This is a genomic window from Enterobacter sp. MEB024 (genome assembly GCF_030209635.1).
Lineage (GTDB): Bacteria > Pseudomonadota > Gammaproteobacteria > Enterobacterales > Enterobacteriaceae > Enterobacter > Enterobacter ludwigii.
The window spans coordinates 108187-124294 of record NZ_JARVRQ010000006.1 but is presented as its reverse complement, the minus strand read 5'-3'; the positions used below and the strand labels follow the sequence as shown (position 1 = coordinate 124294).

Below are 16108 nucleotides of genomic sequence, written 5' to 3'. Positions count from 1 at the left end.
CGCATGAGAGCAGCGGCAAAAACGCTTAAACCAAAACGTCAGGAAGAACAGGCCAACTTTATCAGTTGGCGTTTTGCGTTGCTTTGCGGCTGCATTTTACTGGCGCTGGGTTTCCTGCTGGGACGCGTGGCATGGTTGCAAATCATCGCCCCTGACATGCTGGTTCGACAGGGCGACATGCGTTCCCTTCGCGTTCAGGAAGTGTCGACGTCCCGCGGGATGATCACCGACCGCTCAGGCCGTCCACTGGCCGTGAGCGTACCGGTTAAAGCCATCTGGGCCGATCCGAAAGAACTGCACGATGCGGGTGGCATTACGCTTGATAACCGCTGGAAGGCGCTCTCGGATGCCCTGAAAATGCCGCTGGATCAGCTCGCTTCCCGCGTCAACGCCAATCCAAAAGGGCGTTTTATCTATCTGGCGCGTCAGGTCAACCCTGACATGGCGGACTACATTCGTAAGCTGAAGCTGCCGGGTATTCACCTTCGTGAAGAATCCCGCCGCTACTATCCTTCCGGCGAAGTAACCGCTCACCTCATTGGCTTTACCAACGTTGATAGCCAGGGGATTGAGGGCGTTGAAAAAAGCTTCGATAAATGGCTCACCGGCCAGCCTGGCGAGCGAATTGTTCGTAAAGACCGCTACGGCCGCGTTATCGAAGATATCTCTTCCACGGACAGTCAGGCGGCACACAACCTGGCGCTGAGTATTGATGAGCGTCTGCAGGCATTGGTCTACCGTGAGCTGAACAACGCCGTCGCCTTCAACAAGGCGGAATCCGGCAGCGCCGTCCTGGTGGACGTCAGTACGGGCGAAGTGCTGGCGATGGCCAACAGCCCGTCCTATAACCCGAACAACTTTACCGGCACCGCAAAAGATGCGATGCGTAACCGGGCGATTACCGACGTGTTCGAACCGGGCTCCACGGTGAAACCGATGGTGGTCATGACGGCGCTCCAGCGTGGCATCGTCAATGAAAACACGGTTCTGAACACGATCCCTTACCGTATTAACGGCCACGAGATTAAAGACGTGGCGCGCTACAGCGAATTGACCCTGACCGGGGTTTTACAGAAGTCGAGTAACGTTGGCGTTTCAAAGCTGGCGTTAGCGATGCCGTCCTCAGCGTTAGTAGAGACTTACTCACGTTTTGGGCTTGGAAAGGCGACCAATTTGGGGTTGGTCGGAGAACGCAGTGGCTTATATCCTCAAAAACAACGGTGGTCTGACATAGAGAGGGCCACCTTCTCTTTCGGCTACGGGCTAATGGTAACGCCGTTACAGTTAGCGCGAGTCTACGCAACGATTGGCAGCTATGGCGTCTATCGTCCGCTGTCCATTACCAAAGTTGATCCACCGGTTCCAGGTGAGCGTATCTTCCCGGAATCCATCGTGCGTACCGTCGTTCATATGATGGAAAGCGTGGCGCTGCCTGGCGGCGGCGGCGTGAAGGCAGCGATCAAAGGCTATCGCATCGCCATCAAAACCGGTACCGCGAAAAAAGTGGGGCCAGACGGCCGTTACATCAACAAATACATTGCCTATACCGCAGGCGTTGCGCCTGCCAGTAATCCGCGTTTTGCGCTGGTGGTCGTCATTAACGATCCACAGGCGGGTAAATACTACGGCGGCGCCGTTTCCGCGCCTGTGTTCGGGGCCATCATGGGCGGCGTGTTGCGCACCATGAACATCGAACCGGATGCGCTGGCAACGGGCGAGAAAAGTGAATTTGTAATTAATCAAGGCGAGGGTACAGGTGGCAGATCGTAATTTGCGCGACCTTCTCGCTCCGTGGGTGCCTAATGCACCGGAGCGAGCACTGCGAGAGATGGTACTGGACAGCCGTGCGGCTGCTTCTGGCGATCTTTTTGTGGCGGTGGTCGGTCATCAGGCGGACGGGCGTCGTTATATCCCGCAGGCGATTGCGCAAGGTGTTGCTGCCATTATTGCTGAGGCTAAAGATGAGGCAACCGACGGTGAAATCCGTGAAATGCACGGGGTGCCGGTCATCTATCTCAGTCAGTTAAACGAGCGTCTCTCTGCGCTGGCCGGACGTTTCTATCACGAACCGTCCGATCGGCTGCGTCTGGTGGGCGTGACAGGTACAAACGGCAAAACCACGACCACGCAGCTCATGGCGCAGTGGGCGCAGCTGCTGGGTGAAACCGGTGCGGTCATGGGAACTGTCGGTAACGGTCTGTTGGGCAAAGTGAGCCCGACCGAAAACACCACCGGCTCCGCAGTCGACGTACAGCACGTGCTGGCCGGCCTGGCAGGGCAGGGGGCAACCTTTGCCGCGATGGAAGTCTCTTCCCACGGTCTGGTGCAGCACCGCGTGGCGGCGCTGAAGTTTGCCGCCTCAGTATTCACTAACCTGAGCCGCGATCACCTTGATTATCATGGTGATATGGAGCATTACGAAGCGGCGAAATGGCTGCTCTACTCCACCCACCATAGCGGACAGGCCATCATCAACGCTGACGACGAAGTCGGTCGCCGCTGGCTGGCGAAGCTGCCGGATGCGGTTGCGGTGTCGATGGAAGACCATATCAACCCGAACTGCCACGGCCGCTGGCTGAAGGCGGTTGCGGTGGATTATCACGACAGTGGCGCCACCATTCGTTTTACCTCCTCATGGGGTGACGGTGAAATTGAAAGCCGCCTGATGGGCGCGTTTAACGTCAGCAACCTGCTGCTGGCGCTGGCGACGCTGCTGGCGCTGGGTTATCCGATGAACGCGCTGCTGGAAACGGCTGAGCGTCTGCAGCCGGTATGTGGCCGTATGGAAGTGTTCAGCGCACCGGGCAAACCGACCGTGGTGGTCGATTATGCCCACACGCCGGACGCACTGGAAAAAGCGCTGGAAGCGGCGCGTCTGCACTGCACCGGTAAGCTCTGGTGTGTGTTTGGCTGCGGTGGCGACCGTGATAAGGGCAAACGTCCACTGATGGGTGCCATTGCTGAACAGTTCGCGGATATTCCGGTTGTGACCGATGACAACCCGCGTACTGAAGAGCCGCGCGCCATTATTAACGACATTCTGTCGGGCATGCTGGATGCAGGCCGCGCCCGCGTGGTGGAAGGCCGTGCGGAAGCCGTGACCAACGCCATCATGCAGGCTCAGGAAAACGACGTTGTGCTGCTGGCCGGGAAAGGCCATGAGGATTATCAGATTGTTGGCAACCGTCGTCTCGATTATTCGGACCGCGTCACGGCCGCGCGTCTGCTGGGAGTCGTGGCATGATTAGCATCACCTTAAGTCAGGCCGCTGCGGTACTGCAGGGCGAGCTGCTGGGTCACGATCTGACCATCGAGGCCGTGACGACCGATACCCGCAAAGTGACCCCGGGTTGTCTGTTTGTGGCGCTGAAGGGCGAACGTTTTGACGCGCATGATTTTGCACAACAGGCCAGGGAGAATGGTGCAGGGGCGCTGCTGGTAAGCCGTAAACTCGCGGTCGATCTGCCGCAGATCGTGGTGAAAGATACCCGTCTGGCATTCGGCGAGCTGGCGGCCTGGGTTCGTCAGCAGGTGCCGACGCGCGTCGTCGCGCTGACCGGTTCATCAGGCAAAACCTCTGTGAAAGAGATGACTGCGGCCATCCTGAGCCAGTGCGGAAATACGCTTTATACAGCAGGCAACCTTAACAATGATATCGGCGTGCCGATGACATTACTTCGCCTGACCAAAGAGCATGAATTTGCCGTGATCGAGTTAGGGGCAAACCACCAGGGCGAAATCGCCTGGACCGTGAGACTGACGCGCCCGGAAGCAGCGCTGGTGAATAACCTGGCCGCTGCACATCTGGAAGGTTTTGGTTCGCTGGAAGGCGTGGCGAAAGCTAAAGGCGAGATCTATACCGGCCTGCCGGAAGACGGTATCGCCATTATGAATGCCGACAACAATGACTGGCTGAACTGGCAACAGATCATTGGTTCCCGCAAGACCTGGCGTTTCTCGCCGAACGCGGCCAACAGTGATTTTACCGCGACCAATATTCATGTGACTTCGCATGGCACGGAATTCACCCTTAATACCCCAACCGGGGGCATTGAGGTGCTTCTGCCATTGCCGGGTCGTCATAATATCGCCAATGCGCTCGCGGCAGCGGCGCTGTCGATGGCGGTTGGTGCGTCGCATCAGGCGATTAAAACCGGTCTGGCAAATTTAAAAGCCGTGCCTGGGCGTCTGTTCCCGGTCCAGCTTGCGGAAAACAAACTCCTTCTGGATGACTCCTATAACGCGAACGTCGGCTCAATGACCGCGGCGGTGCAGGTGTTGTCTGAGATGCCAGGTTATCGCGTGCTGGTGGTGGGCGATATGGCTGAGCTGGGTGATGAAAGCGAAGCCTGCCATGTCCAGGTGGGGGACGCGGCGAAAGCGGCAGGTATTGATTGCGTGCTGAGCGCCGGAAAACTGAGCCAGGCGATTAGCCATGCCAGCGGTGTTGGCGAGCACTTTGCCGATAAAGCCGCGCTGATTGAACGCCTTAAGGCATTGATGACAGAAAAACAAATTGTGACTGTGTTAGTGAAAGGTTCACGTAGTGCCGCCATGGAAGAGGTTGTGCACGCATTACAGGAGAACGGGACATGTTAGTTTGGCTGGCCGAACATTTGGTCAAATATTATTCAGGCTTTAACGTCTTTTCCTATCTGACGTTTCGCGCCATTGTCAGCCTGCTGACTGCGCTGTTCATCTCTTTGTGGATGGGCCCGCGCATGATTGCCCGTCTGCAAAAACTCTCCTTCGGTCAGGTTGTGCGTAACGACGGTCCGGAGTCGCACTTCAGCAAGCGGGGTACACCGACCATGGGCGGGATCATGATCCTGACCGCGATCGTTGTTTCCGTACTGCTGTGGGCTTATCCCTCTAACCCGTACGTCTGGTGCGTACTTACCGTGCTGGTGGGTTACGGCATCATTGGGTTTGTTGATGATTACCGCAAGGTCGTGCGTAAAGACACCAAAGGTCTGATCGCCCGCTGGAAATACTTCTGGATGTCGGTGATTGCGCTGGGTGTGGCCTTCGCGCTGTATCTGGCAGGAAAAGACACACCCGCCACCGAGCTGGTGGTGCCGTTCTTTAAAGATGTGATGCCGCAACTGGGGCTGTTCTACATTCTGCTGGCCTACTTCGTCATCGTGGGCACCGGTAACGCCGTAAACCTGACCGACGGTCTGGATGGCCTGGCGATTATGCCAACCGTCTTCGTCGCCGCCGGTTTTGCGCTGGTGGCGTGGGCCACCGGTAACATGAACTTTGCTAACTATTTGCACATTCCATACCTGCGACACGCAGGCGAACTGGTTATCGTCTGTACGGCGATTGTCGGGGCGGGACTGGGCTTCCTGTGGTTCAACACCTACCCGGCGCAGGTCTTTATGGGTGACGTCGGTTCACTGGCTCTGGGCGGCGCGCTGGGCATTATTGCCGTACTGCTGCGCCAGGAGTTCCTGCTGGTGATTATGGGTGGGGTATTTGTGGTTGAAACCCTTTCAGTGATTTTGCAGGTCGGGTCCTTCAAGCTGCGCGGTCAGCGCATCTTCCGTATGGCACCGATTCACCATCACTATGAACTGAAAGGCTGGCCGGAACCGCGCGTGATTGTGCGCTTCTGGATTATTTCGCTGATGCTGGTGCTGATTGGCCTGGCAACGCTGAAGGTACGTTAATCATGGCAGATTACCAGGGCAAAAAAGTCGTTATCATCGGGTTGGGGCTGACAGGCCTCTCCTGCGTGGACTTTTTCCTCGCGCGCGGCGTGACGCCGCGCGTAATGGATACGCGTGTTTCTCCGCCGGGTCTGGATAAACTGCCGGAACAGGTTGAACGCCACCTTGGTGGTCTGAATGATGACTGGCTGCTGGCAGCCGATCTGATTGTCGCCAGCCCCGGTATGGCGCTGGCGCATCCTTCACTCAGCGCCGCGGCCGATGCGGGCGTTGAGATTGTCGGTGATATTGAGTTGTTCTGCCGTGAAGCGCAGGCACCCGTTATCGCGATTACCGGCTCTAACGGTAAAAGCACCGTCACCACCCTTGTGGGTGAGATGGCGAAAGCGGCGGGCATGAACGTGGGCGTGGGAGGCAATATTGGCCTGCCTGCGCTGATGTTGCTGGATAAGGGCTGTGAATTGTACGTCCTCGAGCTTTCCAGCTTCCAGCTGGAAACGACTTCCAGCCTTCGTGCGGCCGCGGCGACGATCCTTAACGTTACTGAAGATCATATGGATCGCTATCCGTTTGGTCTGCAGCAGTACCGCGCCGCCAAACTGCGCATTTATGAAAATGCGAAGGTCTGCGTCGTCAACGCGGATGACGCCCTGACCATGCCGGTGCGCGGGGCGGACGATCGCTGCATTAGCTTTGGCATCACCATGGGTGACTATCATCTTAACCGTCAGCTGGGCGAAACCTGGCTGCGCGTGAAGGGTGAGAAAGTACTGAACGTGAAAGAGATGAAGCTTACCGGCCAGCATAACTACACCAATGCTCTGGCGGCGCTGGCGCTGGCGGATGCCGTAGGGCTGCCGCGTTCGTCCAGCCTGCAAGCATTGACCACCTTTACCGGCCTGGCGCACCGTTTCCAGCTGGCGCTGGAGCACAACGGTGTGCGCTGGATTAACGACTCAAAAGCCACCAACGTCGGCAGTACCGAGGCCGCCCTGAACGGCCTGCACGTTGAAGGTACCCTGCATTTACTGCTGGGCGGCGACGGTAAATCGGCGGATTTCTCCACGCTGAAACCGTATCTCGCCGGGAATAATATCCGCTTGTACTGCTTTGGTCGCGACGGCAGTGCGCTGGCTGAGCTGCGTCCTGACATTGCCGAGCAAACCGAGACCATGGAGCAGGCGATGCGGCTGATTGCCCCTCGCGTGAAGCCGGGTGATATGGTGCTGCTCTCTCCGGCCTGCGCCAGTCTCGATCAATTCAAGAATTTCGAACAGCGTGGCGATCTCTTTACCCGTCTGGCGAAGGAGTTAGGCTGATGCGTTTATCTCTCCCCCGCCTGAAAATGCCGCGCCTGCCAGGATTTGGCGTTCTGGCGTGGGTGTTTGCGGCACTCAAAGGCTGGGTGATGGGCTCTCGTCAAAAAGATAACGACAGCCTGGTCATGTACGACCGTACGCTCTTCTGGCTCACGCTGGGGCTGGCGGCGGTTGGTTTTATCATGGTGACCTCAGCGTCAATGCCTGTCGGGCAGCGACTGGCGAACGATCCGTTCCTGTTTGCGAAACGTGATGGCCTGTACATCATCCTGGCGTTCTGTCTGGCGCTGGTGACATTACGTCTGCCGATGGAGTTCTGGCAGCGGCACAGTACCGCGATGCTGATCGCCTCCATCATTATGCTGCTGATCGTACTGGTGGTGGGGAGCTCCGTAAACGGGGCATCGCGCTGGATTGCCTTTGGCCCACTGCGTATTCAGCCCGCGGAATTTACCAAGCTCTCCCTGTTCTGCTACCTGGCTAACTACCTGGTACGTAAAGTGGATGAAGTGCGTAATAACCTGCGCGGCTTCTTAAAACCCATGGGCGTTATTCTGGTGCTGGCGGTCTTACTGCTGGCGCAGCCTGACCTTGGTACCGTGGTCGTGCTGTTTGTCACCACGCTGGCAATGCTGTTCCTGGCCGGGGCGAAGCTGTGGCAGTTCATCGCCATCATCGGAATGGGTATCTCAGCGGTTGTGCTGCTGATCCTCGCCGAGCCTTACCGTATCCGCCGTGTGACCTCATTCTGGAACCCGTGGGAAGACCCGTTTGGCAGCGGTTATCAGCTGACGCAGTCGCTGATGGCTTTTGGTCGCGGTGAAGTCTGGGGTCAGGGCCTGGGCAACTCGGTACAGAAACTGGAGTATTTACCCGAAGCGCACACTGACTTCATCTTCTCCATTATTGGGGAAGAACTGGGTTATATCGGTGTGGTATTAGCGCTATTAATGGTATTCTTCGTCGCTTTCCGCGCCATGTCGATTGGGCGGAAAGCGCTGGAGATCGATCACCGCTTTTCAGGTTTCTTAGCCTGCTCAATAGGTATCTGGTTTAGTTTCCAGGCATTGGTTAACGTCGGGGCCGCAGCGGGTATGCTGCCGACCAAAGGCCTGACGTTGCCGTTGATCAGTTATGGTGGTTCCAGTCTGCTGATTATGTCGACGGCCATCATGATGTTGTTACGCATAGATTATGAAACGCGTCTGGAAAAAGCCCAGGCGTTTACACGAGGTTCACGATGAATCAACCGAAGCGGTTAATGGTGATGGCAGGCGGTACCGGTGGACATGTGTTCCCGGGTCTCGCAGTTGCGCACCATTTAATGGATCAGGGCTGGCAGGTACGCTGGCTGGGAACCGCGGACCGCATGGAAGCCGACCTGGTACCGAAGCATGGTATCGAGATCGACTTTATTCGCATTTCCGGCTTACGCGGAAAAGGCATTACGGCCCAGCTTCTGGCACCGGTGCGTATTTTCAACGCCTGGCGTCAGGCGCGCGCCATCATGAAGCGTTTTAAGCCTGATGTGGTGCTGGGGATGGGCGGCTATGTTTCTGGCCCGGGTGGGCTGGCGGCCTGGTCATTGGGCATCCCCGTGGTGTTGCATGAGCAGAACGGCATTGCCGGTCTGACCAATAAATGGCTGGCGAAAATTGCCACCAAAGTGATGCAGGCTTTCCCGGGAGCCTTCCCGAAGGCGGACGTGGTGGGTAACCCGGTGCGCGTAGACGTGCTGGCGCTGCCATTACCGGATGCGCGCCTGCCTGGTCGTGAAGGGCCGGTCCGTGTGCTGGTCGTTGGCGGTTCTCAGGGCGCACGCATTTTAAACCAGACGATGCCGCAGGTTGCAGCAAAGCTGGGTGATGCGGTGACAATCTGGCACCAAAGCGGAAAAGGTGCTCAGCAGATGGTTGAGCAGGCTTACGCCGATGAAGGCCAGCCGCAGCATAAAGTGACGGAATTTATCGACGACATGGCCGCAGCGTATGCCTGGGCCGATGTCGTGGTCTGCCGCTCTGGCGCATTGACGGTGAGCGAAATTGCCGCCGCCGGGTTGCCGGCTCTGTTTGTGCCGTTCCAGCACAAAGACAGACAGCAGTACTGGAATGCGCTGCCGCTTGAGAAAGCCGGCGCCGCGAAAATATTTGAACAGCCACAATTTACCGCCGATGCGGTCGCCACCACCCTGGCGGGCTGGAACAGAGAGGCCTTACTGGAGATGGCGCAACGCGCACGCGCGACCGCTATTCCTGATGCAACGGAACGGGTGGCAAAAGAAGTGAGCCTGGCAGCCCAGGCTTAACCCTCGCAGCGCGTGTTGCGCTGCACGAATTTTTTAAGTAGTCGATGGCGTTTAGAGAATGAATACACAACAACTGGCAAAACTGCGTTCTATCGTGCCCGAGATGCGTCGCGTCCGGCACATTCACTTTGTTGGCATCGGTGGTGCTGGCATGGGCGGTATTGCCGAAGTGTTAGCTAACGAAGGCTATCAGATCAGCGGGTCTGACCTGGCGCCAAACCCTGTTACGCAGCAGCTGGCGTCGCTTGGGGCGACTATCTATTTCAATCATCGCCCGGAAAACGTGCGCGATGCGAGCGTCGTGGTCGTGTCGAGCGCCATCTCCTCTGATAACCCGGAAATCGTGGCCGCGCACGAAGCACGTATTCCGGTGATCCGCCGTGCGGAAATGCTGGCGGAGTTGATGCGTTTTCGACATGGCATTGCGATTGCCGGAACCCACGGCAAAACCACCACCACGGCGATGGTCTCCAGCATTTATGCGGAAGCGGGCCTCGACCCGACGTTCGTCAATGGTGGTCTGGTAAAAGCGGCAGGCGTACATGCGCGTCTCGGACACAGCCGTTATTTAATTGCCGAAGCGGATGAGAGCGATGCGTCGTTCCTGCATCTGCAGCCGATGGTCGCCATCGTCACCAATATCGAAGCCGACCATATGGATACTTACCAGGGCGACTTCGAGAACTTAAAGCAGACCTTTATTAATTTCCTGCACAACCTGCCGTTCTATGGACGCGCGGTAATGTGTGTAGACGATCCGGTGATTCGCGAGCTGTTGCCGCGCGTCGGACGTCAAATCACGACTTACGGCTTCAGCGAAGACGCTGATGTCCGCGTGGAAGATTACAAACAGCTGGGTGCGCAGGGGCATTTCACCCTGGCGCGTCAGGACAAAGAACTGCTGCATGTCACCCTGAATGCACCAGGGCGTCACAACGCCCTGAATGCCGCAGCGGCAGTGGCCGTGGCGACAGAAGAAGGCATTGATGACGAAGCCATTCTTCGTGCACTGGAAAGCTTCCAGGGAACCGGGCGTCGCTTCGACTTCCTCGGTGAATATCCGCTGGAGGCGGTGAACGGTAAACCCGGTACTGCCATGCTGGTTGATGACTACGGTCACCATCCGACGGAAGTGGACGCGACGATCAAAGCCGCGCGTGCAGGCTGGCCAGAAAAAAATCTGGTCATGATCTTCCAGCCGCACCGTTTCACGCGTACCCGTGATCTGTATGACGATTTCGCCAGCGTCCTGTCACAGGTGGATACGCTCCTGATGCTGGATGTTTATGCAGCGGGCGAAACTCCTATTCCTGGTGCAGACAGCCGTTCTTTATGTCGTACCATCCGCGGACGCGGTAAAGTAGACCCTATTTTGGTTTCCGATCCTGCCCAGGTGGCTGAAATTCTGGCCCCGGTGCTGACCGGCAACGATCTAATTCTGATTCAGGGCGCGGGAAATATCGGCAAAATCGCCCGTACCTTAGCTGAAATCAAACTGAAGCCGCAAACTCAGGAGGATGAGCATCATGGCTGATAAGATTGCTGTCCTGTCTGGCGGCACATCCGCCGAGCGCGAAGTTTCCCTGAATTCAGGTGCCGCGGTACTGGCGGGCCTGCGTGAAGGTGGTGTGGATGCGCACCTGGTCGATCCGAAAGAGACTGACGTAACCCAGTTAAAGGCGATGGGCTTCGATAAAGTCTTTATCGCGTTACATGGCCGTGGTGGCGAAGACGGCACCCTTCAGGGGCTGCTGGAACTCACCGGCATGCCGTACACCGGCAGCGGTGTGATGGCCTCCGCCATTTCTATGGATAAACTGCGCAGCAAACTGCTGTGGCAGGGCGCGGGTTTACCCGTTGCCCCCTGGGTTGCCCTGACGCGTCGCGAATTTGAAATGGGCCTCTCCGATAGCGTTAATGCACGCATTGCTGAGCTGGGCTTACCGGTTATTGTAAAGCCCAGCCGCGAAGGGTCGAGCGTTGGCATGTCCAAAGTTGAGAAAGCTGAGGATTTATCTTCCGCTTTAGCCCTGGCATTTCAACATGATGAAGAAGTTCTGATTGAAAAATGGCTCAGCGGGCCGGAATTTACCGTCGCGATGCTTGGCGAAGAAATTTTACCGTCAATTCGTATCCAACCGGCCGGAACCTTCTATGATTATGAGGCGAAGTATCTCTCTGATGAGACGCAATATTTCTGCCCAAGTGGTCTTGAAGCTGAGCGTGAAACCGATTTACAGTCCCTGGTGGTTAAAGCCTGGCATGTTCTGGGTTGCCGTGGATGGGGCCGCATCGACGTGATGCTCGACAGTGATGGACAATTTTATCTGCTGGAAGCAAATACTTCTCCGGGAATGACCAGCCACAGCCTTGTGCCGATGGCAGCGCGTCAGGCGGGGATGAGCTTCTCGCAATTAGTCGTACGTATTCTGGACCAGGCGGGCTGATATGTCTCAGGCTGCATTGAACACGCGCAACCGCGATGACGAAGAAGAATACTCTTCTTCACGCCGGAGTAATGGAACGCGTCTTGCAGGTATTATTTTCCTGCTCGGGGTGCTGTGCACCGTGTTTATCAGCGGCTGGATGGTTCTGGGCTGGATGGAAGATGCGCAACGGTTGCCGCTTTCGAAGCTGGTGGTCACCGGTGAGCGTCATTACACCCGTAACGATGACATTCGCCAGACAATTCTGGCGCTGGGATCGCCTGGCACCTTTATGACGCAGGACGTCAATATTATCCAGAGTCAGATTGAACGTCTGCCATGGATAAAACAGGCGAGTGTCAGAAAGCAATGGCCTGATGAATTGAAGATTCATCTGGTTGAATATGTGCCCATTGCGCGTTGGAATGATCAGCACATGGTTGACGTAGACGGAAATTCCTTCAGCGTTCCGGCCGATCGTGTCAACAAGCAAAATTTACCGATGTTGTATGGCCCGGAAGGTAGCGAAAACGAAGTGTTACAAGGTTTTCGTGAAATGGGGCAGGTGCTGGCGAAGGACAGGTTTACGCTAAAAGATGCTGCAATGACGGCGCGCCGCTCCTGGCAACTGACGTTAACGAATGGCATTAAGCTCAACCTGGGTCGCGGGGACACAATGAAACGTCTGGCGCGATTTGTAGAACTTTACCCGGTTTTACAGCAGCAGGCACAGACTGACGGCAAACGGATAAGCTACGTTGATTTGCGCTATGACTCAGGCGCAGCAGTCGGTTGGGAACCGGCTCCGGTCGAGGAACCTAATCAGCAACAGAATCAGGCACAGGTACAGGCAGAACAACAATGATCAAGGCGACGGACAGAAAACTGGTAGTTGGACTGGAGATTGGCACCGCGAAGGTTGCCGCTTTAGTAGGGGAAGTTCTGCCCGACGGTATGGTCAATATCATTGGCGTGGGCAGTTGCCCGTCCCGTGGTATGGATAAAGGTGGGGTTAACGATCTTGAGTCGGTGGTGAAGTGCGTACAGCGCGCCATCGATCAGGCTGAATTGATGGCAGATTGCCAGATTTCCTCTGTTTATCTGGCGCTTTCGGGTAAGCACATTAGCTGCCAGAACGAAATCGGCATGGTGCCGATTTCCGAAGAAGAAGTGACGCAGGAAGACGTTGAAAACGTTGTGCATACGGCGAAATCCGTGCGCGTTCGCGATGAGCATCGCGTGCTGCACGTGATCCCGCAGGAGTATGCGATTGACTACCAGGAAGGGATCAAAAACCCGGTCGGTCTCTCCGGCGTACGTATGCAGGCAAAAGTGCACTTGATCACATGTCACAACGATATGGCGAAGAACATTGTAAAAGCCGTTGAACGTTGTGGCCTGAAAGTTGACCAACTCATTTTCGCCGGTCTTGCAGCGAGCTATTCCGTGCTGACCGAAGATGAACGTGAACTGGGTGTCTGTGTGGTCGATATTGGTGGTGGTACAATGGACATGGCCGTGTATACCGGCGGTGCGCTGCGCCACACCAAAGTGATCCCGTATGCCGGGAACGTTGTGACCAGCGATATTGCTTACGCTTTTGGTACGCCCCCGAGTGATGCAGAAGCGATTAAAGTACGCCACGGCTGTGCGCTGGGGTCTATCGTTGGCAAAGATGAGAGCGTTGAAGTGCCGAGCGTGGGCGGACGTCCACCGCGCAGCCTGCAGCGCCAGACGTTGGCAGAGGTCATTGAGCCGCGTTATACCGAGCTGCTTAACCTGGTCAACGAAGAGATTTTGCAGTTACAGGAACAGCTTCGCCAGCAGGGCGTGAAACATCATCTTGCAGCGGGGATTGTATTAACCGGCGGGGCAGCGCAAATTGAAGGTCTTGCGGCCTGCGCTCAGCGCGTGTTCCATACGCAAGTGCGTATCGGTGCTCCGCTGAATATCACCGGTTTAACGGATTATGCTCAGGAGCCGTACTATTCAACGGCCGTGGGCCTGCTCCACTACGGGAAAGAATCTCATCTCAGTGGTGAAGCAGAAGTGGAAAAACGCGTCTCAGTTGGGTCGTGGGTCAAACGACTGAACAACTGGTTGCGAAAAGAGTTTTAATTTTTTTAAGAGACCGGAGAGAATTAGCGGTCTCGGGCGACAGGCACAACGGAGAGAGAAATTATGTTTGAACCTATGGAACTGACCAACGACGCGGTGATTAAAGTCATCGGCGTCGGTGGCGGCGGCGGTAACGCCGTAGAGCATATGGTGCGTGAACGCATTGAAGGTGTTGAGTTCTTTGCAGTTAACACCGATGCACAGGCACTGCGTAAGACGGCTGTAGGCCAGACTATCCAGATCGGCGGTGGCATCACCAAAGGGCTGGGCGCTGGGGCTAACCCGGAAGTCGGTCGTAATGCGGCTGAAGAAGATCGTGAGGCCCTGCGCGCTGCACTGGAAGGTGCGGACATGGTCTTTATCGCAGCGGGTATGGGTGGCGGTACGGGTACCGGCGCAGCACCTGTTGTGGCTGAAGTAGCGAAAGATTTAGGTATCCTGACCGTTGCTGTCGTGACCAAGCCTTTCAACTTTGAAGGCAAGAAGCGTATGGCTTTCGCGGAGCAGGGTATCACTGAACTGTCCAAGCACGTGGACTCGTTGATTACCATCCCGAACGACAAACTGTTGAAAGTTCTGGGTCGCGGTATCTCTCTGCTGGACGCTTTTGGCGCAGCCAACGACGTGCTGAAAGGCGCGGTGCAGGGTATCGCTGAACTGATTACCCGTCCTGGTCTGATGAACGTTGACTTTGCAGACGTTCGTACCGTGATGTCCGAAATGGGCTACGCGATGATGGGCTCTGGCGTGGCAAGCGGTGAAGACCGTGCAGAAGAAGCGGCTGAAATGGCTATCTCTTCTCCACTGCTGGAAGATATCGACCTGTCTGGTGCGCGCGGCGTGCTGGTCAACATTACCGCTGGCTTCGACCTGCGTCTGGATGAGTTTGAAACCGTGGGTAACACTATCCGTGCGTTCGCCTCTGACAACGCTACCGTGGTAATCGGTACTTCCCTTGACCCGGAAATGAACGACGAGCTGCGTGTTACTGTTGTTGCTACCGGTATCGGTATGGACAAGCGTCCTGAGATCACCCTGGTGACCAACAAACAGACTCAGCAGCCGGTTATGGATCGTTACCAGCAGCACGGTATGTCTCCTCTGACTCAGGAGCAGAAACCGGCCGCGAAAGTGGTTAACGACCCCACTCCGCAAACGGCGAAAGAACCAGATTATCTGGATATCCCGGCGTTCCTGCGCAAGCAAGCTGACTAAGAATTGGCTGGAATTTGGGGATTTTCGCTCTTTGTGCTAAACTGGCCCACCGTCAGTGATATACACTTTCGGTTGGATAGTTAATTTGGCGAGATTATACGATGATCAAACAAAGGACACTTAAACGTATCGTTCAGGCGACTGGTGTCGGTTTACATACCGGCAAGAAAGTCACACTGACGTTACGCCCTGCGCCGGCCAATACCGGGGTCATCTATCGTCGCACCGACTTGAATCCACCGGTAGACTTTCCGGCCGATGCCAAATCTGTGCGTGATACTATGCTCTGTACTTGTCTGGTGAACGAGCATGACGTGCGGATTTCTACCGTAGAGCACCTGAACGCCGCCCTGGCGGGTCTGGGTATCGACAACATTATGGTTGAAGTCGATGCGCCAGAAATCCCGATCATGGATGGTAGTGCTGCTCCGTTCGTCTATCTGTTGCTGGATGCCGGCATCGAAGAACTGAACTGCGCGAAAAAATTCGTTCGTATCAAAGAGACCGTTCGCGTCGAAGATGGCGACAAATGGGCTGAATTCAAACCGTACAATGGTTTCTCGTTGGACTTTACCATCGATTTTAACCATCCGGCGATTGATGCCAGCACCCAACGCTATGCGATGAACTTCTCTGCTGATGCGTTTATGCGCCAGATCAGCCGTGCCCGTACGTTTGGCTTCATGCGTGATATCGAATATCTGCAGTCCCGCGGCTTGTGCCTGGGCGGCAGCTTCGATTGTGCCATCGTTGTTGACGATTATCGCGTACTGAACGAAGACGGTCTGCGTTTTGAAGATGAATTCGTTCGTCACAAAATGCTGGATGCTATCGGCGACCTGTTTATGTGTGGTCACAACATCATTGGTGCATTTACCGCGTTTAAATCCGGTCATGCACTGAACAACAAACTGTTGCAGGCAGTCCTGGCAAAACAGGAAGCCTGGGAATATGTGACCTTTGAAGACGAAGCTGAGCTGCCGCTGGCCTTCAAAGCACCAAACACGGTACTGGCGTAACGGTTAAAGCCGTTTCGTAAAAAATCGACTG

13 protein-coding genes are annotated in these 16108 nt (G+C 55.9%); all 13 read left to right on the top strand.

Features of this window, described 5'->3' with window-relative positions:
- Positions 1–3 precede the first annotated feature (3 nt).
- The 13 genes from ftsI to lpxC all read left to right on the top strand — a co-directional run bounded on the left by ftsI (position 4) and on the right by lpxC (position 16077).
- Positions 4–1770 carry a peptidoglycan DD-transpeptidase PBP3 gene (gene ftsI, locus QRN24_RS12185; RefSeq protein WP_014168624.1) on the top strand — a complete coding sequence of 589 codons (1767 nt, stop codon included), beginning with the start codon at positions 4–6 and terminating at the stop codon, positions 1768–1770.
- Positions 1757–3244 carry a UDP-N-acetylmuramoyl-L-alanyl-D-glutamate--2,6-diaminopimelate ligase gene (murE, locus tag QRN24_RS12180; protein WP_032679622.1) on the top strand — a complete coding sequence of 496 codons (1488 nt, stop codon included), beginning with the start codon at positions 1757–1759 and terminating at the stop codon, positions 3242–3244. Before ftsI ends, murE begins: the two co-directional genes overlap by 14 nt.
- Complete coding sequence (murF, locus tag QRN24_RS12175; RefSeq protein ID WP_284942746.1) at positions 3241–4599, top strand: UDP-N-acetylmuramoyl-tripeptide--D-alanyl-D-alanine ligase; 1359 nt, start codon at positions 3241–3243, stop codon at positions 4597–4599. Before murE ends, murF begins: the two co-directional genes overlap by 4 nt.
- Positions 4593–5675 carry a phospho-N-acetylmuramoyl-pentapeptide-transferase gene (gene mraY, locus QRN24_RS12170; RefSeq protein ID WP_008501985.1) on the top strand — a complete coding sequence of 361 codons (1083 nt, stop codon included), beginning with the start codon at positions 4593–4595 and terminating at the stop codon, positions 5673–5675. Before murF ends, mraY begins: the two co-directional genes overlap by 7 nt.
- Before the next feature lie 2 nt (positions 5676–5677).
- A complete protein-coding gene (gene murD, locus QRN24_RS12165) occupies positions 5678–6994 on the top strand; it encodes a UDP-N-acetylmuramoyl-L-alanine--D-glutamate ligase (protein ID WP_284942745.1) in 1317 nt (438 codons plus the stop codon).
- Positions 6994–8238, top strand: coding sequence for a cell division protein FtsW (ftsW, locus tag QRN24_RS12160; RefSeq protein WP_014168628.1), 1245 nt, complete (start codon positions 6994–6996; stop codon positions 8236–8238). The genes murD and ftsW overlap by 1 nt, the downstream gene beginning before the upstream one ends.
- Positions 8235–9299: an undecaprenyldiphospho-muramoylpentapeptide beta-N-acetylglucosaminyltransferase gene (gene murG, locus QRN24_RS12155; RefSeq protein WP_059305750.1), complete on the top strand. Its 1065-nt coding sequence runs from the start codon at positions 8235–8237 to the stop codon at positions 9297–9299. Before ftsW ends, murG begins: the two co-directional genes overlap by 4 nt.
- Before the next feature lie 58 nt (positions 9300–9357).
- The gene (murC, locus tag QRN24_RS12150) at positions 9358–10833 is read left to right on the top strand and encodes a UDP-N-acetylmuramate--L-alanine ligase (protein ID WP_014168630.1); all 1476 of its coding nucleotides are present in this window, start codon (positions 9358–9360) and stop codon (positions 10831–10833) included.
- Complete coding sequence (locus QRN24_RS12145; protein ID WP_020882578.1) at positions 10826–11746, top strand: D-alanine--D-alanine ligase; 921 nt, start codon at positions 10826–10828, stop codon at positions 11744–11746. Before murC ends, QRN24_RS12145 begins: the two co-directional genes overlap by 8 nt.
- Before the next feature lies 1 nt (position 11747).
- Complete coding sequence (gene ftsQ / locus QRN24_RS12140) at positions 11748–12590, top strand: cell division protein FtsQ (protein WP_014168632.1); 843 nt, start codon at positions 11748–11750, stop codon at positions 12588–12590.
- Positions 12587–13843, top strand: coding sequence for a cell division protein FtsA (gene ftsA / locus QRN24_RS12135; protein ID WP_006173845.1), 1257 nt, complete (start codon positions 12587–12589; stop codon positions 13841–13843). The genes ftsQ and ftsA overlap by 4 nt, the downstream gene beginning before the upstream one ends.
- Before the next feature lie 63 nt (positions 13844–13906).
- Positions 13907–15058 (top strand): cell division protein FtsZ, encoded by a 1152-nt coding sequence (gene ftsZ, locus QRN24_RS12130; RefSeq protein WP_008501978.1) that lies wholly within the window; start codon positions 13907–13909, stop codon positions 15056–15058.
- 101 nt (positions 15059–15159) lie between these two features.
- Complete coding sequence (gene lpxC / locus QRN24_RS12125) at positions 15160–16077, top strand: UDP-3-O-acyl-N-acetylglucosamine deacetylase (protein WP_014168633.1); 918 nt, start codon at positions 15160–15162, stop codon at positions 16075–16077.
- Positions 16078–16108: the final 31 nt, after the last annotated feature.